This is a genomic window from Leisingera sp. ANG-M7, assembly GCF_000813965.1.
In the GTDB taxonomy this organism is placed as follows: Bacteria; Pseudomonadota; Alphaproteobacteria; order Rhodobacterales; family Rhodobacteraceae; genus Leisingera.
Genome location: NZ_JWLI01000007.1, coordinates 360,358 through 385,041, shown reverse-complemented (window position 1 = coordinate 385,041; position 24,684 = coordinate 360,358). Strand labels below are relative to the sequence as shown.

The following is a 24,684-nucleotide window of genomic DNA, read 5'->3' as shown; positions in this document are numbered from 1 at the left end:
AAGCTAGGCCCGTTCGAGGCGGGAGCGGGCTTAGGCCTCCTTGGGCACCGGTAGCTTGGCGACATCCTTCAGCAGGCGGATGGCATCCTTCATTTCCAGCCGCAGCGTTTTCACCACTTTCTTCAGCATCCCCTTTACCTTCTTCACGCCGGCCAGGATCGCGGTCAGCTCCTTGATCCAGCCAAAGACGATCTGCAGCACCGAGGCAAAGCGGTTCAGGATCATCAGGGCGGTGTCGAGCACGCCGATCTGCTCCCAGATCTCCTGCACCCAGCCCCAGACCTGGCGGAACATTTCGACGTATTTGCGGACCACGGTCTTCAGCACACGGACCAGGCGGGAACGGTCGGTGTTCTTGCGGATGGTGTCGAGGATGCGCTGGCCCAGTTTGATCATGGTCTTCAGCATCTGCTCCACCCGGTCCAGGAGGTTGAGCACCGCCTGCCCGGCGGATGTGACCTGCGCGACCGCTTTCTTGCCGGCGGTCTTGGCGATGGACTTGGCTGCCGAGAGCATTCTCTTCATGAATTTGCGCAGCGGCATTAGCAGCGAGCGGACGCGCTTCCAGACTTTTTTAAGGTAGAAGATCATCCGGGTGTGGAGTTTATCGATGCCTTTTTCGACGAATTCCACCGGGTCGTTGGATGGTGCCATGGCGCTGTCCCCCAATCACTTGTCACAAAATACCTGCGTGACAGCCTGCGCGGGGCAGGCGTTTGGATCAAGGAAAACCGTAGTTTGCAGGGTAGGGGTCAGTAGTGCGGCGGGCGTTCGTCGGCAAAAACCACACCGCCGCCGCCGTCCTGTTCGCGGGTGGCTTCGCGCTGCATCAGCATGGCGACACGGCGGGTTAGCACGTCGATCTCCTGCTGCTGGCGGGCGATCACGTCGCTCATTTCCTCCACGCTGCGGGTCAGGTGGGCGATTTGCTCTTCCAGATGCTGCATGGGTCAGGCCTTTGAGTGCGGATGTGCTTAGATAGGCGTGTTGGCGGTCAAGGTCCATGGCCTCTGCATCAGAACGAGGGCCGGGACTGCCTGGGCTGGCGCGAACGCGCCTGCCGGGGGGGGCAGGCAGGCGCGGCCCGGCCTATCGGCCGGGTGAACCATCGGAAATGCTTCCTGCGTCATTGCCTCCCGCGGCTCCTTCTTGCTGTTGCGGCCTGCTTCCGCTAGACCGCCGGGCGAGTGAAACCGCTACCCGTGAGGAGGCCTCAGATGGCCAAATTGAAGAAACAGCCCCGCCCCAAGGCGCAGACGCCGAAGGGGTTCCGTGACTATTTCGGTGCGGAGGTGACCCAGCGCAGCGAGATGCTGCGGGCCATCGCGGGTGTGTATCATCATTACGGGTTTGAGGCGTTGGAGTCTTCGGCGGTGGAAACCGTTGAGGCGCTGGGCAAATTCCTGCCCGATGTGGACCGCCCGAACGAGGGCGTGTTTGCCTGGCAGGAGACAGAAGAGGACGGGAACGGCGACTGGATGGCTCTGCGCTATGACCTGACGGCGCCCTTGGCGCGGGTTTACGCGCAGCACCGCAACGATTTGCCGACGCCCTACCGCCGCTATGCGATGGGGCCGGTCTGGCGCAACGAGAAACCGGGGCCAGGCCGGTTCCGCCAGTTCTACCAGTGCGATGCGGATACCGTCGGCACCGCCTCGATGGCCGCCGACGCGGAGATCTGCGCGATGCTGTCCGACACGCTGGAGACCGTCGGCATTCCGCGCGGCGATTACCTGGTTCGGGTCAACAACCGCAAGGTTCTGAACGGTGTTCTGGAGGCAATGGGCCTGGGTGACGGCGACACCAAGCGCGACGACGTGCTGCGCACCATCGACAAGTTCGACAAGGTGGGCGAGGCCGGGGTGTGTGAGCTGCTGACCAAAGGGCGGCTGGATGCCTCCGGCGCCTTCATCGACGGGGTTGGCCTCAGCGATGATCAGGCAGCGCCGGTGCTGGCGTTCCTGACCTCCAAGGCGGCGGATGCGGCGGGCACAATTGCCAACCTGCGCGCCGCGGTGGGCGACAGTAAGGTCGGCCAGGACGGTATCGCCGAGCTGGAGCAGATCGGCGAGTTGCTGGCCGCAGGCGGTTATGGCAAGGATCGGATTGAGATCGACCCTTCCGTTGTGCGCGGACTTGGCTATTACACCGGGCCAGTGTTTGAGGCAGAGCTGACCTTTGAAATCCTGGACGAGAAAGGCCGCAAGCGGCAGTTTGGCTCGGTCTCGGGCGGCGGCCGTTATGACGGGCTGGTCAAGCGGTTCACCGGGCAGGAAGTGCCGGCGGTGGGCGTGTCTGTTGGTGTCGACCGCCTGCTGGCGGCGCTGCACGCCAAGGGGCGGCTTTCGGCGGAGGCCACCGGGCCGGTTGTTGTCACCGTGATGGACCGCGATCGGATGGCGGATTACCAGGCGATGGTGGCAGAGTTGCGCAACGCGGGTATCCGGGCCGAGGTCTATCTGGGCAATCCCAAAAACTTTGGCAACCAGCTGAAATACGCGGACAAGCGGAACTCTCCGGTCGCCGTGATCGAAGGCGGCGACGAGAAGGCGAACGGCGTGGTGCAGATCAAGGACCTTATCCTGGGAGCCAAGATCGCTGAAAGCGCCACCTTGGAAGAGTGGAAGGAACGCCCCAGCCAGTTCGAGGTGCCGCGCACGGAATTGGTTGCCAAGGTGCGTGAAATCTTGGGCGGGCAGGGCTGATCATGGCATTGCGTTCTGACATTCAGGCCCGTGCCGCTCAGCTGCGGGTCCGGTTTGAGGCCGCTGGCGCGCAGGTGGTGGACACGCCGCTTCTGCAGCCTGCCGGCACTTTGCTGGACTTGTACGGCGAGGACGTCCGCGCCCGCGCCTATGTGACTTCTGACGCGCTGCGCGGCGAGCAGATGCTGCGCCCGGACTTTACCGTGCCGGTGGTGGAGGCGCATATGCGCCACGGCGCCGAGCCTGCGCGCTATACTTACTCCGGCGAGGTGTTCCGGCGTCAGGAGTTGGATCCGGACCGGCCCAACGAATATCTGCAGGTTGGTTATGAGGTGTTCGAGCGTGACGATGCCGCTGCCGCGGATGCGGAAGTCTTCTCGCTGTTTGCGCTGCAGGTGCGCGGGCTGCCCTTGCGGGCGGCGACTGGCGACATCGGCATTCTTATGGCAGCGGTCGAGGGGCTGAACACCACGGGCAAGCGCAAGACGGCCCTGATGCGCCATATCTGGCGGCCGCGCCGGTTCCGTTCCTTGCTGGACCGCTTTGCCGGCCGCTGCCCTGTGCCGGAGAGCCGCAGGAAACTGCTGTCGACGGAGGGCGACCTGACCGGTTCCGCCGTGGAGATCGGCAAGCGCCGCGCGGCAGAAGTGCAGGCGCGGGTGGAGGCGCTGCGTGCAGATGCCAAGGAGCCGCCGATTGCCGAAAACGAACTGCTGGCGCTGGAGGCCCTGATGGCTGTACGGGAAACCGTGCCCTTTGCCACCGAGCAGATGCGCGACATCGCGGTGGACCTGCCGCAGATCAACCCGGCGCTGGACCGGCTGGATGCGCGCACCGCAGCGATGAAGGCGCGCGGCGTGGATGTTGACAACCTCGATTTCGAAGCTTCCTACGGGCGCACCTCGATGGAGTATTACGACGGGTTTGTCTTTGGCTTTTATGCAGAAGCACGCCCCGATCTGCCGCCGGTTGCCAGCGGTGGACGCTATGATGCGCTGACCCGTCAGCTGGGTGAGGGCGAGGAGATCCCGGCCGTGGGCGGTGTGCTGCGCCCGGACCTGATGCTGCAACTTGAGGAGGCGCGCAAATGACCCTGAAGCTGGGTGTGCCGTCCAAGGGGCGGCTGATGGAAAAGACCTTTGACTGGTTTGCCAAACGCGGCGTGACGCTGTCGCGTACCGGGTCGGACCGAGAATACGCGGGCGCGGTCGAAGGTGTGTCGAATATGGAGCTGGTTCTGCTGTCGGCGGGAGAGGTCCCGCGCGAACTGGCTGCGGGGCGCATTCACCTGGGTGTGACCGGCACCGATCTGGTGCAGGAGAAGCTGCCGCGGTTCGAGCAGCAGGTGGAGGAGTTGGCGGAAATGGGCTTCGGCCATGCCGATCTGATCCTGGCCGTGCCGCAGTTCTGGATCGACGTGGACACCCTGGATGATCTGGACGCTGCCGCATCGGCGTTCCGCGCGGCGCATGGCCACCGGCTGCGGATCGCCACCAAATACCACCGGCTGGTGCGGGAGTTCCTGACCGATGCCGGAGTGGCGGATTACCAGCTGGTCGACAGCCAGGGCGCGACCGAAGGCACGGTGAAGAACGAGACCGCCGAGATGGTGGCCGACATCACCTCCACCGGCGAAACGCTGCGAGCCAATCACCTGAAGCTTCTGAACGACGGTCTCGTGCTGAAGTCGCAGGCGACGCTCTGGCGCAGCCGGGTAGCGAAATACGGGCCTGATGAGAAGGCTGCGCTGAACACGCTGCTGGACCTGCTGGAACACCGCAAGTAAGCGCTGCTGCCCGCGCGTCTGCGCGGGCTTGGCCCAACGCCTTCAAGGCATCAGTGATGCCTGCAAAGGGGGGCGGGAGCGCTTTTGTTTGTTCCGGATGTATGCTGTCCGCTGGGGTGCTCCCGCTCGGAGCTTGAAGCATCAAGAGTTGCTTCCGCCCCAGTAGGGCCGTGCGCCGGGCTGACGCCCGGCGCTGGCGAGGCTGCCGCGGGGGGAGCGGATAGCCTCAGATAACCCCGATTTCCGCCAGTGCCTGGGAAAGTTCCAGCGGCAGAGGCTCCTCCTGTTTTTTACCTGCGGGCAGGTCGGCAGGGGAGTCTTCAGTTTTCAGGTAGCGCCAGCCCTGAAACGGGCGTTTCGGTGCTGTGTGGGTGCGGTGCAGTTCAGGGTCCAGAATGATGGCGCAGCGGCGGATGCCGTCTTCGCCGGTGACTTCATCCAGCCGCAGGATGCGCTGGCGGCACTGGATCAGCCCCTTGATCACCCAGTAGATAGAACCGCCGTTCAAAATCTCCGCCTCGCGCTTGGGCCACATGCGGGTGACGTGGCGCGGCAGGCCCTCCGGCAGTTCCGCGCGGCGCATCTCCTGCCAGGCCATCAGGCTGTCGACGCTTTCAGTGCCGACCGAAAGCTTCAAAAGATTCACGCGCTTATCCACAGGTTCCCCACAGAGTCGTCCAGAGCTTTGACAGTATATAGTAGTTTACGGATCACTGACTTCAAGGTATTGTGTTTCTCCACGCTATTGCTGCAAGTAAGCCTTAACAAAAAATGGATTCGCCACGGTGCCCGGAAAGAGCTGCCGCAGCGGAGCCGTTTTCATGAAGCCCGAACGAGCCGAAGGACCGACACATGAGCCGCTTTGCCGCCCCCATCGCCGAGCAGATCTGGGATATGAAATACCGTTTCAAGCAGGCCGATGGCGCGCCGATCGACGTGACCGTCGAAGATACATGGCGGCGCATCGCGCGCGACCTGGCGCGGGCGGAAAAGAAACCGGACGTGTGGGAAGAGAAGTTCTTTGGCGCGCTGGAGGATTTCAAATACCTGCCCGCGGGCCGGATCACTGCAGGCGCCGGCACCGCGCGCCAGGTGACCCTGTTCAACTGCTTTGTGATGGGCACAGTGCCGGACAGCATGTCGGGGATTTTCGACATGCTGAAAGAAGCGGCGCTGACTATGCAGCAAGGCGGCGGCATCGGCTATGATTTCTCCACCATCCGGCCGCGCGGCGCCGACGTGAAGGGCGTGGCGGCAGATGCTTCCGGTCCGCTGTCGTTCATGGATGTGTGGGACGCGATGTGCCGCACCATCATGTCCGCCGGTTCCCGCCGTGGGGCGATGATGGCGACCATGCGCTGCGACCACCCGGATATCGAGCAGTTCATCACCGCAAAATCCGACTCTGCCCGCCTGCGCATGTTCAACATGTCGGTCTTGGTTACCGATGACTTTATGGATGCGGTGAAATCCGACGGCTCCTGGGAACTGCAGTTCGACGGCAAGGTCTATCACACCGTTGAGGCGCGCGACCTGTGGAACAAGATCATGCAGGCGACCTATGACTATGCCGAGCCGGGCGTGATCTTCATCGACCGCATCAACAAGGCCAACAACCTCAACTACATCGAGAACATCTGCGCCACCAACCCTTGCGGCGAGCAGCCGCTGCCGCCCTATGGCGCCTGCCTGCTGGGCTCGATCAACATGGCGCGGCTGGTGTCCAACCCGTTCGAGGGTGACGCGCAGCTGGATCAGGCCGCAATGCAGGAGCTGGTCGCCACCGCAGTCCGGATGATGGACAATGTGGTGGACGTCTCCAAGTTCCCGCTGGAGGCGCAGGCGCAGGAAGCGAAGAACAAGCGCCGGATCGGCCTGGGCGTCACCGGCCTGGCTGATGCGCTGCTGATGCTGGGACTGGAATACGGCTCCGACGAGGCGGCGCGTCAAACCGACGAATGGCTGCACGCGATTGCCCGCGCCGCCTATCTGGCGTCGGTGGACCTGGCCAAGGAAAAGGGCGCCTTCCCGCTGTTTGACGCTGAGGCGTACCTGAAATCCGGCAATATGCTGAACATGGACGAGGACGTGCGCGACGCGATCCGCGAGCATGGCATCCGCAATGCGCTGCTGACCTCGATCGCGCCGACCGGCACCATCTCGCTTTATGCAGGCAACGTGTCCTCAGGCATTGAGCCGGTGTTTGCCTATGCCTATACCCGAAAGGTGCTGCAGAAGGACGGCTCGCGCACCGAAGAGGAAGTGGTCGACTACGCAGTGCAGATGTACCGTGAGAAGTTTGGCGCGGACGCCAAGCTGCCGGACTATTTCGTGAACGCCCAGACATTGAGCCCTGCGGCCCATGTGAAAATGCAGGCGGCGGCGCAGAAGTGGATCGACTCTTCGATCTCCAAGACCATCAATTGCCCGGAAGATATCTCCTTTGATGACTTCAAGGACGTTTACATGCAGGCTTGGGACCAAGGCTGCAAGGGCTGCACCACATACCGTCCGAACGATGTGACCGGCTCGGTACTGTCGGTCAGCGAAAGCGCCGACACCGCGCCGGGCGAAACCGCGCAGGCACCGCACGAAAGCGACAGCGCCGAAGTGGTCTACATGTCCGAACCGCTGGACCGCCCGCAGTCGCTGGAAGGCCATACTTACAAGCTGAAGTGGCCAGACAGCGAGCACGCGATCTACCTCACCATCAACGACATCATCATCAACGGCCACCGCCGCCCGTTCGAAGTGTTCATCAACTCAAAGAACATGGAGCATTACGCCTGGACGCTGGCGCTGACCCGAATGATCTCTGCCGTGTTCCGCCGCGGCGGCGACGTGTCCTTTGTGGTTGAGGAGCTGAAAGCAGTGTTCGACCCGCGCGGCGGCGCCTGGGTGCAGGGCAAGTACATCCCCTCAATTCTGGCAGCCATCGGAGGTGTGATCGAGACCCACATGGTCAAGACCGGCTTCCTTGAAGGCGAGGGCATGGGGTTGAAATCCGACCCGCAGGCGCAAGTGGTGAACCTGAACGCCCCGCGCGGCAAGGCCTGCCCCAGCTGTGGCCAGTTTGACATGCAAATGGTCGAAGGCTGCATGACCTGCCGCAGCTGCGGCCATTCGAAGTGCGGCTGAGCCGGTTGGCCCACGTTGTTTGATGCACCAAGCAATTGAGACCCAAATCGGCGATTTTTTCGCCCAAAAACAAGGTCATTGCCGCCCAAGGTTCGAATAGACCTTGTTTTCATAGCGTTGGGAAAGCGTCTGAAGTTTCCTTCAGGCGCTTTCCGTCTTCTCAGCCTGTGGCGCGAGGGTATTGACGCGTTTATTCTTTTCGTGCTGTTTCATTCTATGACCTCAATGCAGCAAAACTTTCTCATACGGTTCTTCTGATCCGCCCCTCTTCGGGCCGACCGTTGGCTGCTTCTGCACCTCTTTCACGCACAAATTTCGGTCGGTTTGTCTCACTGGATAGATGAGGAAACTGCTGTGAAGACTATCAAACTCCTGCTCGCTGCTGACCCCAATTTTGAGAAAGATGCTCTCACGCGCCGGCTGACTGAATACCTGAAAAACCTGCGCAAGACCCGGCTTGCCAAGGAACTGATCGGTGATGATGAGCACGCGGTCGATCTTGGTGGAGATGATTTCGAAAAAATTGCCACCGAGCTGTCCGATGGGGTCGCGCTAACCTGGGACGACAAGCGGCGTATCAAGAAACGGGTTCAGAGGATCCTGCAACTTAGAACCGAAGCCTCCGGCCTTGGGCATCTGTCGGAAGAGGAAATCCAGCGACTGCGCCCGCTTATGAATGAGGTTCGCCTGGTCGAGCCGAGAGATGAGCATTGGGTGGACGAAACTGTGTCGGCCCTACATGAAGAGATGCCATGGATGGCAGCTGCAACCAATGAGGTTTGGAATGCATTGCGGCAAAGTTCCAGTGCCAAAGAGACAATCCGATTGCCGCCTCTTTTGCTGAGTGGACCACCTGGAATTGGTAAGTCGGTGTGGGCTAGACGTCTAGCCGAACTACTCGAAATTCCGAGATGCGAGATCGATGCCAGTTTAGGAGGCGTTGGCTTTAGTGTCGCAGGAACGGAAAGGGGCTGGTCTTCAGCACAGCCCGGAAGACCGCTTGAAACCATCCTCCAGCACCGTGTTGGCAATCCTCTGATTGTCGTCGATGAAATCTGTAAAGCTCAATCAGGTACTTCAGATAGGGGTGCCCGTCATGCCCTTTCGGGTACCTTGCTAAGCTTTCTGGAACCCGCAACGGCCGTTGCTTGGGAATGCCCGTGCTACCGGACCAAATTCGACATGTCTCACATTTCATGGATTCTGACTGCGAATGATGTTTCTCGTGCGCCAGAGCCTTTGATCAACCGATGTACCGTTATCGAGTTGCAAACACTCACTTGTAAGCAGCTAAGAGGATTTGCTCGCAGCCAAGCTGCCCGAATGGAGTTGTCAGAGGCTTCTGTAGACGCAATTGAGCGGGTAATCGAACATTCTATGGATGAACGAGGGCATTCATTGAGCCTTCGCAATGTCATCCGCATGTTGCACCGAGCTGTGGCTCTAGAGAACCGGGCAACTCATCACTAGATTGTGGTTGTGTAAAGCGGGTGTTTACCGGCGGTAGAGACCTCCAAAACAACTCGTTGTCCAAGGCTGTCCTCAAATGTCAGCTCCCACTTTCAAAATTTTGAAAAGTGGCTACATGGGCTGTATCAGGAAAGGATTTGAGAAAGGTTATCCGTCTAGTTCTCGTGCCAAGCTGGTCTCCATCGCAGATACCAGCTTGAATCACGTTCAGTGCTGCCTGTGAATCCCTTTTGTCAACACAACCTAGTAGACCTCTCCCTGAAGAACGGCCGTTTCTGCCTACGGCGAAGCTCTATCCACCGGGGGCGGGACGTTTTTGCCTCATGGTAAACGCGACGAGCCCAACAGTGGTTCGAGAAGCAGGTTGCAGAGCTTTCCAATCGCATTGGTGTGACCGTGAAGGAGGTCAAAGTCCAAGATCTTGGTTTCAGATGGGGGTCTTTCGGTACGGACGGTCGTGTTTCCTTTCACTGGAAGGCAATCCTTCTCCCTCCAAGAATTGCCCAATACGTTGTGGTGCATGAATTGGCACATGCTCATCACCCAGACCATTCAGCAAATTTCTGGATAAAAGTGGAACAACATCTGCCAGATTGGCGCTGGCGAAAGACTTGGTTGGCGGAAAACGGAATTCAGGTTGAAGGCCTTTGATGCCCCTGATTGTGAGGCGAGGGAACAGTGCCTCCGCGGTCGTGATCACCCTTGGGGCAGTGGAACTTTGGCTCGAACTGCAGCTCGCCTAGCACTGCAAAGTTCTTGGGGGGGGCGACACGGGGGTAATCCTATCGAAAAAGTTGAGTATCTGTATGTGCTTCTCCGGACCATGGTATCGCTACTCGACTTATATGTGGACAAGGTCGTGACGAAACATAAGAAGGTTTCTGCTCCATCGCCCCCTCACCCGTCCATTCCGTTGGCCTTGCGGCGCAAGGCGTCGCGTTCGGCGGCGTCGCGGTCGAGGAAGGCCTGGATCAGCCGCTCTGTGCGCCGCGGCCACCAGGCGGGCAGCAGAGACAGGTTGAAGGCGCCCATCAGGAAGCGGTCGAACCAGCTGTAGGGTGGCTGCTGTTCCAGAGCATCGCACCAGTCAGGCCGGTTGTGGCTGGTCAGGAAATCGCTGATCGCATAGGCGATCTGGCTGTTCTGGCCCTCGTGGCTGGGGGGGAAGACGCCAAGCGCCCAGCGTTCCTTCCAGCTTTGGCGGCGGTGGTGGCGCAGGCGGATCACCAGCGGGCCAAAGCCCATCAGTTGCGGGTTACGCATGTTTTCAAATGGGTCGATGGAGGTGCCGCGCAGGGCCATGTCCAGGTCGCGGGTGTTGTAACCGATCTTGGTCAGGAAAAAACGGCCCCAGGACCAAGTATAGGCGATGCCATGCTTGCGGTTGAACCGCAGCGGCCGGTAGCGCGGCCAGACAAAGGCGCAATAGAAGAAGAACGCCGGCAGGGAGAGGAAAATCAGGCCGCCGATCCAGCGGTTGCCGTGCATTTCCATCATGCCGACATACCAATCCGGAAATTCGCCTACGATCTGCGTGCCGCCATCGCGTAAGACCCAGCGATCATATTGCTCACGAAAATATTCCTGTGAATCCAGCCAAATCCGTACGTTGTCCCACAGCAGATTTTGCTCCCACCAGGACTGCACCACAAAATACGCAGTCAGCCAGAACATCCCCCACATGATGGCGCGGATGATGCCGTTATCCATGCGGGTGACTTCCAATGTGTCCTCATCCACCATGCGCAGAGAATAGCGCAGGCCGGGCAGATACAGCCCCTGCATGGAGGTTGGAGCGTCCTGCTCTCCAAGAGTTTCGAGACGGCGGAAAAGTGACATTAGAGTTTCCAGGCTTTGATGGTGAGGTCCCCTTACTCATCCATTCCGTTGGCCTTGCGGCGCAAGGCGTCGCGTTCGGCGGCGTCGCGGTCGAGGAAGGCCTGGATCAGCCGCTCTGTGCGCCGCGGCCACCATGCGGGCAGCAGCGACAAGTTGAAGGCGCCCATCAAGAAGCGGTCGAACCAGCTGTAGGGCGGCTGTTGTTCCAAGGCATCGCACCAGTCCGGGCGGTTGTGGCTGGTCAGGAAATCGCTGATCGCATAGGCGATCTGGCTGTTCTGCCCCTCGTGGCTGGGCGGGAAGACGCCAAGCGCCCAGCGTTCCTTCCAGCTTTGGCGGCGGTGGTGGCGCAGGCGGATCACCAGCGGGCCAAAGCCCATCAGCTCTGGTTTGCGCATGTTTTCAAATGGGTCGATGGAGGTGCCGCGCAGAGCCATGTCCAGGTCGCGGGTGTCGTGGGTGATCTTGGTCAGGAAAAAACGGCCCCAGGACCAAGTATAGGCGATGCGGTGTTTGCGGTTGAACCGCAGCGGCCGGTAGCGCGGCCAGATAAAGGCGCAATAGAAGAAGAATGTGGGCAGGGAGAGGAAGATCAGGCCGCCGATCCAGCGGGAGCCATGACCTTCCATCATACCAGAGTAAAATTCAGAAAACGATGTGCCTTTCATTCCTCCTGTTTCAACCCAGTAATCATACTGTTCTCGAAAATACTGCTCTGAGTTCAGCCAGATCTGAATATTGCCCCACAGCAGATTTTGCTCCCACCAGGATTGCGCCACAAAATACGCCGTCAGCCAAAACATCCCCCACATGATGGCGCGGATGATCCCATTGTCCATGCGGGTGACTTCCAGAGTGTCGTCATCCACCACTCGCAAAGAATAGCGTAGGCCGGGCAGGTACAACCCCTGCAGGGAGGTCGGTGCATCCTTCTCCCCCAGTGTTTCGAGACGGCGAAAAAGAGACATCAGAGCTTCCAGGCGTTGATGGTGAGACGATTGCTCACCCTTCCATTCCGTTGGCCTTGCGGCGCAGGGCTTCGCGTTCGGCGGCGTCGCGGTCGAGGAAGGCCTGGATCAGCCGCTCTGTGCGGCGCGGCCACCAGGCGGGCAGCAGAGACAGGTTGAAGGCGCCCATCAGGAAGCGGTCGAACCAGCTGTAGGGAACCTGCTGTTCCAGCGCATCGCACCAGACGGGGCGGTTGTGGCTGGTCAGGAAATCGCTGATCGCATAGGCGATCTGGCTGTTCTGCCCCTCGTGGCTGGGCGGGAAGACGCCAAGCGCCCAGCGTTCCTTCCAGCTTTGGCGGCGGTGGTGGCGCAGGCGGATCACCAGCGGGCCAAAGCCCATCAGCTCTGGTTTGCGCATGTTTTCAAAGGGGTCGATGGAGGTGCCGCGCAGGGCCATGTCGAGGTCGCGGGTGTCATGGCTGATTTTGGTCAGGAAAAAGCGGCCCCAGGACCAAGTATAGGCGATGCCATGCTTGCGGTTGAACCGCAACGGCCGGTAGCGCGGCCAGACAAGGGCGCAGGAGAAGAAGAACGTCGGCAGGGCGAGAAAGATCAGGCCGCCGATCCAGCGGGAGCCGTGCATTTCCATCATTCCAGCATACCACTGGTCAAATGGAGGCCTTAGTAAACCTCTTTCCAGTGCTCGATCATATTGAGCCCTCAGCAGCCCCTCGGAATCGAAAAGAAAGCGCACATCGTCCCACAGCGGATTCTGCTCCCACCAGGATTGCACCACGAAATACGCAGTCAGCCAGAACATCAGCCACATAATCGCGCGGATGATACCGTTATCCATGCGCGTGACTTCCAGCGTATCCTCATCCACCATGCGCAGGGAATAGCGCAGGCCGGGCAGGTAAAGCCCCTGCATGGAGGTTGGAGCGTCCTGCTCTCCAAGAGTTTCGAGACGGCGGAAAAGTGACATTAGAGCTTCCAGGCTTTGATGGTGAGGCGGTCAGAGAACTCCCCGCCAGTAAGTTTGGGAAAAGACGCATCCACACGCAGATCAGACATGCGGTCCTGTTCGGAAACTGGAGGAGCTTCCAGAACCAGATGCACCAGCCCCGGGTTGATGAAGTGTTTGGCTGCCGGGACGACCGGGCCGCTGAATCCTCCGCCGCCCATGCCAAACCCAGGGGTGATTTTACGCACCGTTGCGGTCAGGCGGTTCAGGTCGGCGATGCTGTCCACCGCCGGGCAGAAGATTTCAAAGCGCATATCGCCTTCTGTCTCATTCTTGATCTTAAGTGTCCCAGTCAGGTCCTTGTAGTCTTTAAGCTCTTGTTCAAAGGCAGATCTTTGAGGCTCTGCCCCATAAGCTAAGCGCCTTGCATCGCTGAGTCTCTCATCAATTTGTTCGCGTTGTTCTCCCCAGTAGTTCTTCGACCTCCCCCAGAACCCATGCCGGACCCAGTAATCCACATCGCTGTCGGTAAAGAAGGTGGAAACCGTGCCTGCAATGATCATCAGCCCGCCGATGATGGCGCCGGGGGCGGCCAGCGCGACGCTGCCGCCGGTGATCAGAAGGACCAGCCCGCCCGCAGCCACCAGGGAATTGCCGATGCCCGCGGCCATGTCATCGGCCTTGTAGCCCTCATATGCCTGGGCACCGGCAAGTGCAATGCCAGCTGCGCCGGCTATGTTGCCGATCGTGACATAGCGCATCAAACCGCCGGAGGTTGCGTTGATCCCGTTTTGCGCCTGGGCCGCGACGGATTGCGGGGTAAAGAACCCATCCGCCCCGGTGGCAAACATGCGGGAGAAAATCTTGGAACTGACCCCCTGGCTGAATGTCGCGGCATTGGAGGCCTTTTGCAATCCGCGGAGGCTTGCTGCCGAATCCAGCAGAGCGGAGGCAATCTGAATCCTCGGGTCGCGCGCAACCGCCCCTGCTCCGGTAAAGCTGGGTCGAACATTGTCCCAGTTCTGAAGTGTCTGGAAGGCAGCGTAGAAGGACAGAAACAGCCCGGCGCCTTCCGTGCCGATGGCACCTGCCCGGTAGTATTCACTCATTTTTTGGCCCTGTTCGGTCAGGGTGCCGGTGCCGGTGATTTCGAAGTACTGCACCCCGACCAATTTCTCTGGTACCGCCGTGCCGCCATCCATTGTTACTGTCAGCGCATTCTTGTCAAAGGAATAGGAACGAGGGGTGCTTCCCTTCAGTCTGGCGTCGGCGCTATCGAAGACTTCCCGAAGAGTATCGCCGATATTGTCCGGAGAAACATGAACAATACGCAGGTCCAGTCCTAGAATCTCGGGCACGGCTTCCTTGTAGAACACCCCGCCCGGGCTTTTGACCCAGGCCATTGCCAGCTCTTTGGACGCTACGGTAAACAGCATGTTTATATGGGTGCGGTATTTCTGCAGCAGATTTGGTGCAGCGGTTGCCGCTGCTCCGAGGGCTGTCTTGAAGATGGTGAGCCATTCTTTGGATCTGTCCGAGGCGGTGCCGCCAAGCATCGCAACCATAGACGCAGAGCCATAGGCGGATGTTCCGATGGTCTGAAACGCCTTGCTGAGCAGAAAGAAGACATAATCCACCCGCCGGGCCTCAGCCTCGCCGCTGACTTTCTCCAGTCCGTCCATGCAGGCTTTGATCTCGGCCATAACCGTGCCGGGACCGGTGCGCGTGCTGATGGCCCAGTAGCTGCGGACCAGCGCCTTGAGTTCAGCGTTCAGGACCTGCTGCCGCACCTCGATCGCGTCAAAAGCGCCCAGATAATCCCCGCTGAGCGGGGTGCCGTTAAAGTCGAGAAAGTCCCAGGTGCCACCGGCGTGGTCGATGTGTTCCCAAAGGTTCTTGACCCCTTTGCCGATCATTAGAGGGTACTGGTATTCAGCGCTGAAGGTTTTCAGGCTGTGCGACTTGGCCAGGTGCGCGGCCTGAATGTCCATCAGCTCGCCCAAGTGGTCTTGAATGGCCACCAGACGCCCGTTTTCCCGGCTGTTCTGGCAAATAACAACCTGGCTTTCGGCTTCCGGCTGAAAGGCGGTGTAGCGTATCGCGTTTCCTGGCGGATTTGCCTCGGCAGCGGAATTGAACTCCGCAACCTTGGCAGAAATCTGTGCCAGCGGGGCTGAGTGCTCCGTGCTTTCCTGGATTACGTTCACAGGGGTCATCAACTGGCTGCGCACGGAAGAATCCAGCTGCGCCATCAGGAAAAGATGTCCCGGCCACCGCTCCTCGCTATAGGCGATTTCGATCTCAGAGACCTGCTTGTTCACAAAGGCGTAGGGATAGCGGCGGGTGTCTTTGACTTCCCATTGCCCGTCGGCTCCGCCACCCGTCCATTCAAGCTTGTAGAACTGATAGCGCCCGTTTGGGTTGTTGACGTCCGCGCGAATGTGACTGGAACTGTCATCCAGATCCGGGCGGCTGACATAGCGAAAGACCAGCCAGGTACCGTCACTGTCTGAGCCAAGGTTTTCGGGATGCCCGTTTCGGGCATAGATGTAGATGTAGCCTTGACGGATCCGGCGCAACTCATGGTCGGACGAGGCGCCGATGTTCTTCGGGTTGCCCGGGGTGTGGCCATCCCGTGTGATATTGAAGAGAGCGTCTTCTGTCAGCGCATGGCGTACGGGAAAAATCGGCCTGATGTTCTCATCGCAGGGGCTTGCAATTTCATCAGCGTTGCGCGTCTCGGAAAGCGGGGCGGGTGAGGTGCTCATTCAGGTTCCTCGGGCGTTAATTCTAGTGTTTTCAAAAGCTCACGCGATCGGTCCAGCTCGCTCAGCATGGCCCATTTGGGGATTTTGTTTATTAAGTCTCTGATGCCGTCTTCCCGCCCGCCACAATGCATCCTCGCCACGACAAAATTGAAATTGGCTTTTTCGATTCGGAAGCCCATTGACCGGCCTTCGTCGCTCCAGCCCAAAAGCAGTTCGTTGCCTGCCTCCTGGGCTTTCCTGGGGTAGGCTTGGAGCAAATGCAGAAGGAGGTTTTCCTGAAACCGGCTCCAGCGGGCAGATGCATAGGCTGCCCGGTCTGCATTGGAGAACACGATTGCCGGCGGAGCAGCTTCTGCAGCAGGCGCACTCGATGCCGTCACACGTTTGGCACCGCCCCTCTCGACCCATAGAATCGAGAGAGGGGCACCCGAAACCGCCATGAACCTGCCAAGCGCGCGGGCATCCGAGGCATTTGACTGCAAATACCCCAGCAAAGCCATTGCCTCCCAGAACCGGAAGAAGAACCATTTTCCGTTTTCGTCGCGGATGCGAGTGAACTTTCTGAAGTGTTTCCAGACCGCGACAAAATCCGCGCTGGAACGGATGAAGATGCCGGGGTTCCTGTGCCACAGGTGCAGGGTCGACAGGCGGGCCGGGGCGTTCGGGATGTGGGTGAACAGAGCGCGGGTGAAGCGGGCATCAGATTCGAGCTGGATCAGATAGGGCGCGGCGTCTTTCAGCTCCTCTGCGGCCTCGCCCTGGAACAGGCAGCGGAACGGCAGCCCGCAATCTTGAATTTCGTCGAACCCGCCGTGCAATTTTGCGGCGTCGATCAGAGCATAGGTTTTCAGCAGCGCCGGTTCCTCTGCCCCGCCGTTGTCTGTGGCCCCGGCAGGACCGGCTTCCGGCTGGCCGAACAGCGGCTCAAGCAATGCGCCCGGCACGGTTTTCAGAGGCCAAGCGCCGAATTGAGCATCCAGCGGATCGACGCCTGGGATGTCCTCGATATGCAGGCGGGGGTCACGCGTCTCCGGGGCTGCGGGCGCCGCGTTGATGCCCAGCCAATAGTCATCTTCTGCCGGAATGCCCGGTTGCTTTAGCGGTTTGGTCATTGCAGGCTTCCAAGCTGGTTCATCAAGGTGCCGGATACGGTGGTGACAGAGGGGCGCCTCACGGCATGACCTTGTGGTTTGGCGATCCGCTGGCGATGGTGCCGCCTATGGAGGTCGGGGAGCCCACGTAGGCGATGGGGCGGCCGTCGTCCGTTGACATGGACGACCCGGCGGTGATCACTGCGCCGCAGCTGGTCTTGTCGCCCACGCGCGCGACGGGGCGGCCGTCGACGGTGGCGCTGCCGCCGCTGACGATCTTGCAGCTTCGGCATCTGGGGCAGGCATGGGTGTCTCCGATCCGGGCTACCGGCTGCATGGCACTGCCTCCTGCGGCGGACCGGAGATTGGGCGCGCCATCTGCCTCAATCCTTCTGTTTCACGCATTCTTCGACCAGCGGCAGCGCCTCGCGGGCGGCGTTCTGCAGGGCGGGCACCTGGGCGCCGCCGCTGCCGCCCATGCTGACCGCGCCTTTCAGGTTGATGCTGGCGGCCTCCAGCGTGATCCCGCTCGCATCGATGGTGATCTTGCCGCCCGGCCCCTTGATGGTGAACTTCTCAAACGCCATCAGCGTGTGGCTGCGGGTGTTGTTGGTGATCGCCTCGGTCACGTTGAGGGTGGATTTGCCGAACACCGTTTCCTCGTGGTTGCGGCCGATCTGCACCAGATGGTCGGCATAGATATCCTGCTTGTGGATATTGCCCACCACATGCACATGGTCCTTGCCGTATTCCTCCTGCTGGTTGCGGCCGACCTTGTAGAGCACGTCCTGGCCCACGGTTTCGCGCTGGTCGCGGCCCACCGACAGGGTTTCGTCCTGGCCGACGCTTTGGGTGCGGTCGCGGCCGATGGCGTTGTTCTCATCGCGGCCGATGGTCTTGGAGCGGTCATTCTCGATGACGATCTCCTGATCCTTCTGGCCGTGCATATAGATCTTTTCCTGATCCCGCTCGTCCTCGAAGGTCAGCTCGTTGAAGCCGCTGCCCTTGTGGGTGTCGGTCTTAAACACCGATTTGGTCTTGTTCTGCGGCAGCGGGTAAGGCGGCTTGTTGCGCCCGTTGTACACACATCCCGTCACCAGCGGTTTGTCGGGGTCGCCTTCTAGGAACTCGACCACCACCTCCATGCCGATGCGGGGGATCACCATGCCGCCCCAGCCCTGGCTGGCCCAGTTCTGGCTGACCCGGCAGCGCATGGAATGCGCCTTCTCCAGGTCCCAGTGGAAATGCACCAGGATGCGGCCGTGCTCATCGCAGTCGATCTCGCCCTCGCCAACCACCACGGCCGTTTGCGGGCCCTGCACCACCGGCACCGGCGTCACCCGCGGCGGCACCATCGGGGCGGTCACGGGCATCAGCCGGTAGTCGGCGGTGAAGGGGCGGTCCGCCAGGGCGCCTTCCCGGTTCGATCCATAGCTTTGGCTGACAAAAGAATAGCGGGCCCAGAGGCAAAGGTGTTTGGCGCCGTCGCCGGGCACTGCATCTCCGCCCCCCAGCGGCACCACGCCGCCTGGCCGCAAACCGGTGATGTCGCCGCTGGCGAACTGGCGCGCATCCTGGCCGCGCTCCTCTTCGCAGCGCAGCTGCGCCACCGTCTTGCCGCGTCCCAGATCCGGGTAATCGCCGGGATAATCATAAGCTTCCAGCTGACCCTCGGCATATTGCGCATCGCCGATGCGGTCGCTTTCCATCGCTGCCATCGGCGTCTTGAAGTTGTAATCGGTGAGCCGGGTTGCGCCCGTCGTCAGCCGCCGCTCCGGCCCCCAAGCCCAGAAATGCTCGCCCGTGGCACCCTGGTTCTGGGCCGCGCCGTAATAGGGGCGGGATGGGATTTCCGCATGGTTCAGCACGTCGTCCGTCAGCACCAGCGTGTGGCTGGCCTCCTGGTGGCGGATGTGAAAGGAGATCCCGAACCGCTCCATCAGGCGACGGGCGAAATCCAGGTCGCTTTCCCGGTACTGCACCGTGTATTCCAGCTCCGGGTAGTCGTTGCTCAGAGCGGTTTCCAGATGCGGATTGCCCAGATGGCCGTAGTCCGCCAGCAGCTCCTGCAGGATCTCAACCACGGTTTTATTGTGAAAGATCCGCTGGTTGCGCCGTTTTCCGGCCAGCCAGAACCAAGGCCGGAGCCGCAGATCATAGCGCCAGCCGTTCTCACCCGGGCCTTTCCAGCGGGCCTCGGTGATAATGCCGTCAAACAGCGCAGGCCCTTCCGCACCGGCGATCGTGACGGTGGCATGGGTGCCCAGGAGCACATCGAAATCCAGATCATCCCGTGTGGCCAGCGCCTCGACGGAATAGTCAAACAGCCCGTTCAGCGCCTCGGTTCCGTCAAAGCGCATCAGCACCAGCGCTTCCGGCCCCAAAACGGTTTTCAGACGCCCCAGCCGGGCGTCTTGCACAAATGCGTTCATCAAATAAAACCCTTAAAAGTTGTGCTGGACACTAAGGGTTTCCGCACAAGGGTCAAGAGACAGGCAAGCCGCAGCGAGGGGGAATTACCCGGCAACTGCGGCAGGAGGGAGCTCATTGCTTTAACCGCGTCAGGATCAGACCTCGGGAGGTCAATATTCAGTCCGTGCCGCCCGCAACAGCTGACGCCGCAAGGTCTGCCTGGCAAAGAGCGCTGAAATCAGCCGGAAGAAAATGCAGCTGGTCCTTTCCACTGTGTTTGGCGGCCGACTGCAGAGGGTCATGCGGTTCGAAAGTGAGCCCGGCTTCAGCTGCCTCCTGGTCGATCCGCGGGAGGTGAAATCCCTTACTCCGCGGCCGGCCCGGCATGAGCGCCGGTCTTGCGTTCATGATGCTGGGCATCGGATCGGCTGCTGGTAAGCGGCTGAACTCAGGCCAGTACAACGGGACAGTTCTGAAATCTGTCAGCGATCCTGGCGAAGAAGACGCGTGGGTCATGCCAGCCGCCATGGCCTGCTTCCGCAGCAGATATGCGACCTTCAAAAGCCTTCTGATAGAGGCGAAATGCAAGCATCCTCAGTTGAAACGGATGCTGGCTGCTCACGATGTTAAACCGGCTTTCGACCCGAAGACTCTGGGCGCGTTTCTTTGTCGAAGGGCGGACCTGCCGGACTCCTTTGAAATCTGACGTCCCAACGCATGCACCACCCAGATTGCTGCCTTCGGGCGGCTTTTTTGAACTTTCGATGGCAGATAATCCCGTGGAAAGTGGCAGAGAAGCCGCCCTGGCTAGTTTTGCGCAGATGCGGTCATTTAAAAACAATGACTTACATAGCGGCCGCTGGCACCAATGGCATTTTTCAGTGGTCCCGACATCGGTGATGACGCACTCGCTCCGACTAGTTCGCTCAGTTGACCAAAGCGTCCTTGTTCAGCAGGACTGAAGCGCAAACTTGGCCAGGTTCTTTCCTTCAATTCCCCGAACGCAAGATGTGCAATCGGGAGCCAAACGGCGCGGCGCACCGGGAAAGGAACAGTTATGTCTAAGATCAAATTCATCGAAGCAGAGTTCCACAATGCCGACAAAGACCGGCGGGCAATACGGCAGCGCCTGGAACGGTTCCTGAAGACGCGCCGCGCGCTCGAACGCGGTATCTTGCCTCCGCATTCCACGGGAACTTTGAAAACACGCCGGCCAAATCGAAGCTAAGGAAAGCGTTCTCAGATCCGTGCAGTTCACTCTCGGCACTCAAAAAACACTGCCCGCCGGTGAACTCCTTCACTGTGACGCAATGCCAGAGAGCAAGAACAGCGTTCTCCAACATCCGGAAAAATGACTTTCAAAGTTGTGAGTGTACCCTGGCCCGCGGGGTCTCGGCGGTGCTGCAAAAAGCTCTTCTAGTGCGCTTTGCCATGGTTTAATTCCTGCGCCGTCAACCAATACGGCTCCATGAGGTAAGTGATCCGTAAGCCCATCGACGTTGCTGACAAGCAGCCTGCGTCCTGCTGCCAGGGATTCAATCGCAACCAGCCCGTAGGCCTCCCATCGCGATGGCATCATCACCGCGTCAAGACTGGCCATGGCCCCAACCAGGTTAGAAGAAAAGCCTTCAAAATGTATTCGGGGATCCCCGGCGGCGAGGTCACGGAGTGGCTTCTCCTCCGCCCCCTGACCAAAGATATGAAGGGCAATGCCGGGGTCGCTGATTTCGCGGAAAGCCTTGATCAGGATATCAAACCCCTTCTGCGGTTCCAGCCGTCCAATGGCACCGATTGTCTTCACCGCGCCCTCTGGCGGTGCCAGTTTCCGGAAAGCAGACAGATCAACGCAGGAGGGAATGACATGCAGAGCGTCCGGCCGCACGAAGCCCTCATCCCTCAGCCACTTCCCCTGCGCTGCACTGACGGCAACGACATCGTGGAAAAGGGCATATGAAAGTTTGAGTAGAGCGCCGAACCGCCGTTTCCGTCTTACATTTATTACGGTGAAACACTTGGTGTAACTGTGCTCGACATGAACAAGCCGCGCTGCGGGGTTCAAGACACGTAATGCGGCCAGCAAGGGTAGAAGGCGCCAGCTTATTGCAAGATGCGAAATGATCACATCAGCTTCCACCCGCCCTATACAAAGACTGTTCCGTTTAACCTCCAGCAAACTGTGATCAGCCTCGCGCGTAAGATCAGGCGTTGTCATCATGTGGCCGACAACGCGCATCACACCGCCTGCCGTGGTGTCATCAACCAGATGGATTACGCGAATAGCATTCATGTCAAAGCCTCGGTCCGGTGTGCCCGTGCGGCCAGGTCCATTGTTTTCCGCAAAGCCTTCGGCCCAGTCACGGCAAGCAGCGCAGTCGCCGCCAGGGTTGCCACGGACTTCAACGGCTCCTCCCAAAGCGGCCGCAGGGAACAGGCAAGCCACACCCTGGCAAGATGTACAGCGCGGCTGCTGTCCAGATCACTGATGGCGCGACGGTTGAGGTAGCGGATCTGATATGCCCGCGCCACTTCTGTTTCTTCCGCAAAGAAACCGGAGTTAAACTTTGAGAGCTTTCGAACCATCCGCTCCCACGCGGCAAGCTGGCGGTCTGTCGCCGCCGAAAGCCCGCCTGAATTGATCCGGTAGCGTGTGAGCAGGCCCGGGATCCCTTCGAATGCCCAGTTGGTCGTTAAGGCAATCCGCAGCCAGCATTCGATGTCCTCGGATTGGCGGAAAGTCTCGTCGAAATACCAGTCGCGCTCGGTCTCGGACCGGGGCCGGAAGGCGATTTCGTCAAACACTGCCCGCCGGATCACGGCCGCAGATCCGTTTCCGACCGGGTTGCGCTTGAAAATGTGTTTGGCGTCGATGTTTTGCAGCCGCGGCCGCTGCGACTGGCCCGTAAGGGCGCCATCTTCTGAGATGAAAGCAGATCCGGCATAGCTTATGCCTACATGGGGCTTGGCCTCCAGATGGCTGATATGGCGGGCCAGCTTTCCCGGCTCCCACATGTCGTCTGCGTCGCAAAACGCCACTACATCGCCCTGTGCGCCAGCAATACCCGAGTTGCGCGCTCCAGCAAGGCCGCGGTTTTTCTGGTGAATCACGCGAAAGCGCGGGTCGCTGCAAAAGCCCGCAGCAATCGCGGCGGTTGTGTCTGTGGAGCCGTCATTGACCACAATGACCTCAAACTCCGTACAGGTTTGCCTCTGCAAGGAAAGAAGAGTGTCAACGAGCGTTTTCTCGGCATTGAAAGCTGGAACGACAATTGATGTGAAGGCCATGGTTGTGAACCTCGAAAAAGTTAACGGGAAAACAGGTTCCGGCGCAGCGGCCGGGGCAGGAACGGCGCCAGCAGTGAGCCGACCAATGTAAGGCCGCCCCTGCGGAACGGGGAGAAAAATCCGCGCGGGCTTTTGAGAATGCCGGACACAGCTTGTTTCAGCGCATAAGCCGGAGCCCCATTCAGACGAAGCGCCCGGCGGGCAAGGTAGCGGTGGTAAGTGGCATGAGAGGCGGCGCTTGGAACCACACCAAAACCGGCGGCGGTTGCAATTGCCTGTTCACGGCCTGCCCGCATTGCCTCAAGATCTGTCGACAATCCGCCAACGGAAGTTCGGTAGTAGGTATGCAGGCTGTCTATTCCGGTCACCCGCGCGCCGCCGCCGACCAGGCGGATCAGCCACTCCAGATCTTCGTTGTGGACCATTGCCTCGTCGAAGCCGCCGGTCGCAGCAAAGACGCTGCGCCGCACGGCAAAATTCGACATAGTGCAAATCGGGTTTTCTCCCAGCAGCATGCTGATTGTCACATCGTTCTCGGGCACGGTTGAAAACACATGAGCATCCGATGGTGTTGTGCGGAAAAAGCCGATCTGGCCAAAGACACCATGCACCGACCGGTCTTTGAAACAGCTCGAAAGCCCAGTGAGTTTTCCGGGATGCCAAATGTCGTCCGCATCGCAGAACGCAACCACGGCGCCACGGGCATGTTCCTTAACGCCGAAGTTGCGGGCCGCACTGGGGCCTTTTCCTGGGTTGCGGACCAGCCGGATCCGGGTATCCGACCGGCCCGCGTGCCGCACCAGGGTGCGGGTCTCATCCATTGATCCGTCATCAACCACGACCGCTTCCCAGTCGGTGCAGTGTTGGGCCTGGAGCCCAGCCAGGGTTTTCAGGATTGTGGCGGCAGCGTTGAAGCTGGGAATGATTACGGAGAAATACGGCATGTCTCAAACCTCAACGGTGCGGTGGCGGAAGGCCATGGAAAGGGTGGGCAGCGATGCCAGGGTCATCATCAGCGCGGCGACGGCGGCATAGCCGGCGGCAACGGCTGTCAAGCCGTAGGGTGCAAGCAGGCAGGTGTTCAGGATCAGCGCCCCAGTGGTGGCAAGCGTGACCCGGAATTCCTGGCCTGGCTTGCCGTTTGCCCGCAGCCAGCCAGCGGCTGCGGACCAAAGCGTGGTCGGGATCGCAACCAGGCAAAGGATCGACACAACACCCTCGATGCCTGCCCAGCCCGCCCCGAACAGGACTGGGACATAGAGCGGGGCCAGCAGCGACTGCGCGATGACAGCCGGTGCGATGATCCCGATTGCCAGCAGCACGCTTTGACGCAGCGCCTGCAGCTTGTCCGCGCTAGCACAGAGATGCGGGAACAGAACGGTGGAGAAAGCCACGGTGAAGGAGTTGGACAGGCTGAGACCGGCATTGAAGGCCATGAAATAAAGGCCAAGCGTCTCTGCCCCCATCAGGGCGCCCACGATAACCTTGTCGGCCTGCAGGCGCAGCGCCTTGACCAGTTCGACGCCCAGAACCGCCCATCCATAGGCTAAGAACGGGCGTAGCGGCGCATAGCCTTGGGACGGATCCGGGTTCCATGGGTGCAGGCGGCGCATGGCAATCAGCCAGAACGGCGCGGTCAGCAGGCGCGGCAGCACCAGCACCAGGGCAGAAGGCCAAATCAGCGCCAGCAACACCGACAACAGGTTTGACGCCACGATCTGCGTGCCCGAAATGGCGGCAGTCTGGCGCAGCTTTCCTGCCCGCATGGCGAGGCCTGCCTGCACCAGTCCGGCGGGCATGAACAGGTATTCACCTGCCAGAAGAAGCACCAGTGCCAGCAGCATGGCGCTGCCGCCGCTGGCAAAAAGCACAAGCCCAGCTAGCGACTGAAGCAAAAACAATCCGACGCACCAGACCCAGAAAATGCGGTGCGCGGTGGCACAGGTCTGCTGCAGCTGAGCCTGCGGGGCCGCGATGATCTTTTGAATGACGCCGTTTTCCGTCAGCGATTTGACAATATCAGCCGCCGCCAGTGCCGCCGCGGCAATGCCAATCTGATCCAGGTCGAGCGTGCGTGCCACCGCGACAACCACCAGAAGCCGCGATACCTTGGCTGCCGCCTCAGACGCGCCGTAGGCCAAGAGGTTCTTTGCGAAGGAGGGAATTTGCAAGGTACGGGGCATCGGGACCTGTCCAAAGGGCTGTTGGATCAAGTCATACCGGGTGTGCGAACCTGCTGTCCCTTGCCCCCTGGGACAGGGCAACGGTGCAACAGAACT

The 24,684-nt window shown here is 60.2% G+C and carries 21 protein-coding genes and 1 pseudogene; 8 read left to right on the top strand and 14 right to left on the bottom strand.

Annotated elements, in window-relative coordinates:
* Positions 1-30 precede the first annotated feature (30 nt).
* On the bottom strand, positions 31-654 hold the full coding sequence (locus RA26_RS11885) for a hypothetical protein (RefSeq protein ID WP_039183912.1): 624 nt from the start codon (positions 652-654) through the stop codon (positions 31-33).
* A 98-nt stretch (positions 655-752) separates the two neighbouring features.
* Positions 753-947, bottom strand: a complete 195-nt coding sequence (locus RA26_RS11880) for a SlyX family protein (protein WP_039183910.1) — start codon at positions 945-947, stop codon at positions 753-755.
* Between the two features lie 270 nt (positions 948-1,217).
* Here RA26_RS11880 and hisS point away from each other — a divergent pair, with 270 nt between their 5' ends.
* Genes hisS through hisG form a run of 3 tightly spaced genes read left to right on the top strand, consistent with a single transcriptional unit; the run spans position 1,218 to position 4,491 of the window.
* Positions 1,218-2,705, top strand: a complete 1,488-nt coding sequence (gene hisS / locus RA26_RS11875) for a histidine--tRNA ligase (protein ID WP_039183909.1) — start codon at positions 1,218-1,220, stop codon at positions 2,703-2,705.
* Between the two features lie 2 nt (positions 2,706-2,707).
* Positions 2,708-3,796 (top strand): ATP phosphoribosyltransferase regulatory subunit, encoded by a 1,089-nt coding sequence (locus RA26_RS11870; protein ID WP_039183908.1) that lies wholly within the window; start codon positions 2,708-2,710, stop codon positions 3,794-3,796.
* Positions 3,793-4,491 (top strand): ATP phosphoribosyltransferase, encoded by a 699-nt coding sequence (gene hisG, locus RA26_RS11865; RefSeq protein WP_039183907.1) that lies wholly within the window; start codon positions 3,793-3,795, stop codon positions 4,489-4,491. Before RA26_RS11870 ends, hisG begins: the two co-directional genes overlap by 4 nt.
* A 226-nt stretch (positions 4,492-4,717) precedes the next feature.
* Here the strand turns inward: hisG and RA26_RS11860 are convergent, their stop codons facing one another.
* Positions 4,718-5,149, bottom strand: a complete 432-nt coding sequence (locus tag RA26_RS11860; RefSeq protein WP_039183906.1) for a DUF1489 family protein — start codon at positions 5,147-5,149, stop codon at positions 4,718-4,720.
* 194 nt (positions 5,150-5,343) lie between these two features.
* Between RA26_RS11860 and RA26_RS11855 the strand changes: the two genes are divergently transcribed.
* From RA26_RS11855 to RA26_RS22400, 3 genes and pseudogenes are all read left to right on the top strand, one after another.
* Positions 5,344-7,629, top strand: coding sequence for an adenosylcobalamin-dependent ribonucleoside-diphosphate reductase (locus RA26_RS11855; protein WP_039183905.1), 2,286 nt, complete (start codon positions 5,344-5,346; stop codon positions 7,627-7,629).
* A gap of 354 nt (positions 7,630-7,983) precedes the next feature.
* A complete protein-coding gene (locus RA26_RS22405; protein WP_082015811.1) occupies positions 7,984-9,099 on the top strand; it encodes an AAA family ATPase in 1,116 nt (371 codons plus the stop codon).
* 345 nt (positions 9,100-9,444) lie between these two features.
* Positions 9,445-9,750 (top strand): annotated as a pseudogene (locus RA26_RS22400) (M48 metallopeptidase family protein); the annotation flags it as partial.
* A gap of 246 nt (positions 9,751-9,996) precedes the next feature.
* Here RA26_RS22400 and RA26_RS11845 read toward each other — a convergent pair.
* The 7 genes from RA26_RS11845 to RA26_RS11815 are packed head-to-tail and all read right to left on the bottom strand — an operon-like array spanning position 9,997 to position 19,143.
* Entirely contained in the window at positions 9,997-10,938 is a 942-nt protein-coding gene (locus RA26_RS11845; protein ID WP_152612590.1) for a hypothetical protein, read from the bottom strand.
* Positions 10,939-10,970: 32 nt separating this feature from the next.
* Positions 10,971-11,906, bottom strand: coding sequence for a hypothetical protein (locus RA26_RS11840; RefSeq protein ID WP_039183900.1), 936 nt, complete (start codon positions 11,904-11,906; stop codon positions 10,971-10,973).
* 34 nt (positions 11,907-11,940) lie between these two features.
* Positions 11,941-12,873 (bottom strand): hypothetical protein, encoded by a 933-nt coding sequence (locus RA26_RS11835; RefSeq protein WP_152612589.1) that lies wholly within the window; start codon positions 12,871-12,873, stop codon positions 11,941-11,943.
* A complete protein-coding gene (locus RA26_RS11830) occupies positions 12,873-15,620 on the bottom strand; it encodes a toxin VasX (RefSeq protein ID WP_039183897.1) in 2,748 nt (915 codons plus the stop codon). The genes RA26_RS11835 and RA26_RS11830 overlap by 1 nt, the downstream gene beginning before the upstream one ends.
* The gene (locus RA26_RS11825; protein ID WP_039183896.1) at positions 15,617-16,732 is read right to left on the bottom strand and encodes a DUF4123 domain-containing protein; all 1,116 of its coding nucleotides are present in this window, start codon (positions 16,730-16,732) and stop codon (positions 15,617-15,619) included. The genes RA26_RS11830 and RA26_RS11825 overlap by 4 nt, the downstream gene beginning before the upstream one ends.
* 58 nt (positions 16,733-16,790) lie before the next feature.
* Positions 16,791-17,048, bottom strand: a complete 258-nt coding sequence (locus RA26_RS11820) for a PAAR domain-containing protein (RefSeq protein WP_039183895.1) — start codon at positions 17,046-17,048, stop codon at positions 16,791-16,793.
* 46 nt (positions 17,049-17,094) lie between these two features.
* Complete coding sequence (locus tag RA26_RS11815) at positions 17,095-19,143, bottom strand: type VI secretion system Vgr family protein (RefSeq protein ID WP_039183989.1); 2,049 nt, start codon at positions 19,141-19,143, stop codon at positions 17,095-17,097.
* 386 nt (positions 19,144-19,529) lie between these two features.
* Between RA26_RS11815 and RA26_RS11805 the strand changes: the two genes are divergently transcribed.
* Positions 19,530-19,829: a hypothetical protein gene (locus RA26_RS11805; RefSeq protein WP_152612588.1), complete on the top strand. Its 300-nt coding sequence runs from the start codon at positions 19,530-19,532 to the stop codon at positions 19,827-19,829.
* A gap of 351 nt (positions 19,830-20,180) precedes the next feature.
* Positions 20,181-20,351: a hypothetical protein gene (locus RA26_RS22965; RefSeq protein WP_193747608.1), complete on the top strand. Its 171-nt coding sequence runs from the start codon at positions 20,181-20,183 to the stop codon at positions 20,349-20,351.
* Between the two features lie 69 nt (positions 20,352-20,420).
* On the opposite strand, the gene RA26_RS11800 is transcribed toward RA26_RS22965, so the two are convergent.
* The 4 genes from RA26_RS11800 to RA26_RS11785 are packed head-to-tail and all read right to left on the bottom strand — an operon-like array spanning position 20,421 to position 24,588.
* Complete coding sequence (locus RA26_RS11800; RefSeq protein WP_039183892.1) at positions 20,421-21,410, bottom strand: glycosyltransferase; 990 nt, start codon at positions 21,408-21,410, stop codon at positions 20,421-20,423.
* Positions 21,407-22,405, bottom strand: coding sequence for a glycosyltransferase family 2 protein (locus RA26_RS11795; RefSeq protein WP_039183891.1), 999 nt, complete (start codon positions 22,403-22,405; stop codon positions 21,407-21,409). Before RA26_RS11795 ends, RA26_RS11800 begins: the two co-directional genes overlap by 4 nt.
* A gap of 20 nt (positions 22,406-22,425) precedes the next feature.
* Positions 22,426-23,349 (bottom strand): glycosyltransferase family 2 protein, encoded by a 924-nt coding sequence (locus RA26_RS11790; protein ID WP_039183890.1) that lies wholly within the window; start codon positions 23,347-23,349, stop codon positions 22,426-22,428.
* A gap of 3 nt (positions 23,350-23,352) precedes the next feature.
* Positions 23,353-24,588: an oligosaccharide flippase family protein gene (locus RA26_RS11785; RefSeq protein ID WP_039183888.1), complete on the bottom strand. Its 1,236-nt coding sequence runs from the start codon at positions 24,586-24,588 to the stop codon at positions 23,353-23,355.
* Positions 24,589-24,684 lie beyond the last annotated feature (96 nt).

Coding starts and splice junctions, on each gene's coding strand:
- RA26_RS11885 (WP_039183912.1), bottom strand. CDS start 654: ATGGCACCATCCAACGACCCGGTGGAATTCGTCGAAAAAGGCATCGAT.
- RA26_RS11880 (WP_039183910.1), bottom strand. CDS start 947: ATGCAGCATCTGGAAGAGCAAATCGCCCACCTGACCCGCAGCGTGGAG.
- hisS (WP_039183909.1), top strand. CDS start 1,218: ATGGCCAAATTGAAGAAACAGCCCCGCCCCAAGGCGCAGACGCCGAAG.
- RA26_RS11870 (WP_039183908.1), top strand. CDS start 2,708: ATGGCATTGCGTTCTGACATTCAGGCCCGTGCCGCTCAGCTGCGGGTC.
- hisG (WP_039183907.1), top strand. CDS start 3,793: ATGACCCTGAAGCTGGGTGTGCCGTCCAAGGGGCGGCTGATGGAAAAG.
- RA26_RS11855 (WP_039183905.1), top strand. CDS start 5,344: ATGAGCCGCTTTGCCGCCCCCATCGCCGAGCAGATCTGGGATATGAAA.
- RA26_RS11845 (WP_152612590.1), bottom strand. CDS start 10,938: ATGTCACTTTTCCGCCGTCTCGAAACTCTTGGAGAGCAGGACGCTCCA.
- RA26_RS11840 (WP_039183900.1), bottom strand. CDS start 11,906: ATGTCTCTTTTTCGCCGTCTCGAAACACTGGGGGAGAAGGATGCACCG.
- RA26_RS11835 (WP_152612589.1), bottom strand. CDS start 12,873: ATGTCACTTTTCCGCCGTCTCGAAACTCTTGGAGAGCAGGACGCTCCA.
- RA26_RS11830 (WP_039183897.1), bottom strand. CDS start 15,620: ATGAGCACCTCACCCGCCCCGCTTTCCGAGACGCGCAACGCTGATGAA.
- RA26_RS11825 (WP_039183896.1), bottom strand. CDS start 16,732: ATGACCAAACCGCTAAAGCAACCGGGCATTCCGGCAGAAGATGACTAT.
- RA26_RS11820 (WP_039183895.1), bottom strand. CDS start 17,048: ATGCAGCCGGTAGCCCGGATCGGAGACACCCATGCCTGCCCCAGATGC.
- RA26_RS11815 (WP_039183989.1), bottom strand. CDS start 19,143: ATGAACGCATTTGTGCAAGACGCCCGGCTGGGGCGTCTGAAAACCGTT.
- RA26_RS11805 (WP_152612588.1), top strand. CDS start 19,530: ATGATGCTGGGCATCGGATCGGCTGCTGGTAAGCGGCTGAACTCAGGC.
- RA26_RS22965 (WP_193747608.1), top strand. CDS start 20,181: ATGTCTAAGATCAAATTCATCGAAGCAGAGTTCCACAATGCCGACAAA.
- RA26_RS11800 (WP_039183892.1), bottom strand. CDS start 21,410: ATGAATGCTATTCGCGTAATCCATCTGGTTGATGACACCACGGCAGGC.
- RA26_RS11795 (WP_039183891.1), bottom strand. CDS start 22,405: ATGGCCTTCACATCAATTGTCGTTCCAGCTTTCAATGCCGAGAAAACG.
- RA26_RS11790 (WP_039183890.1), bottom strand. CDS start 23,349: ATGCCGTATTTCTCCGTAATCATTCCCAGCTTCAACGCTGCCGCCACA.
- RA26_RS11785 (WP_039183888.1), bottom strand. CDS start 24,588: ATGCCCCGTACCTTGCAAATTCCCTCCTTCGCAAAGAACCTCTTGGCC.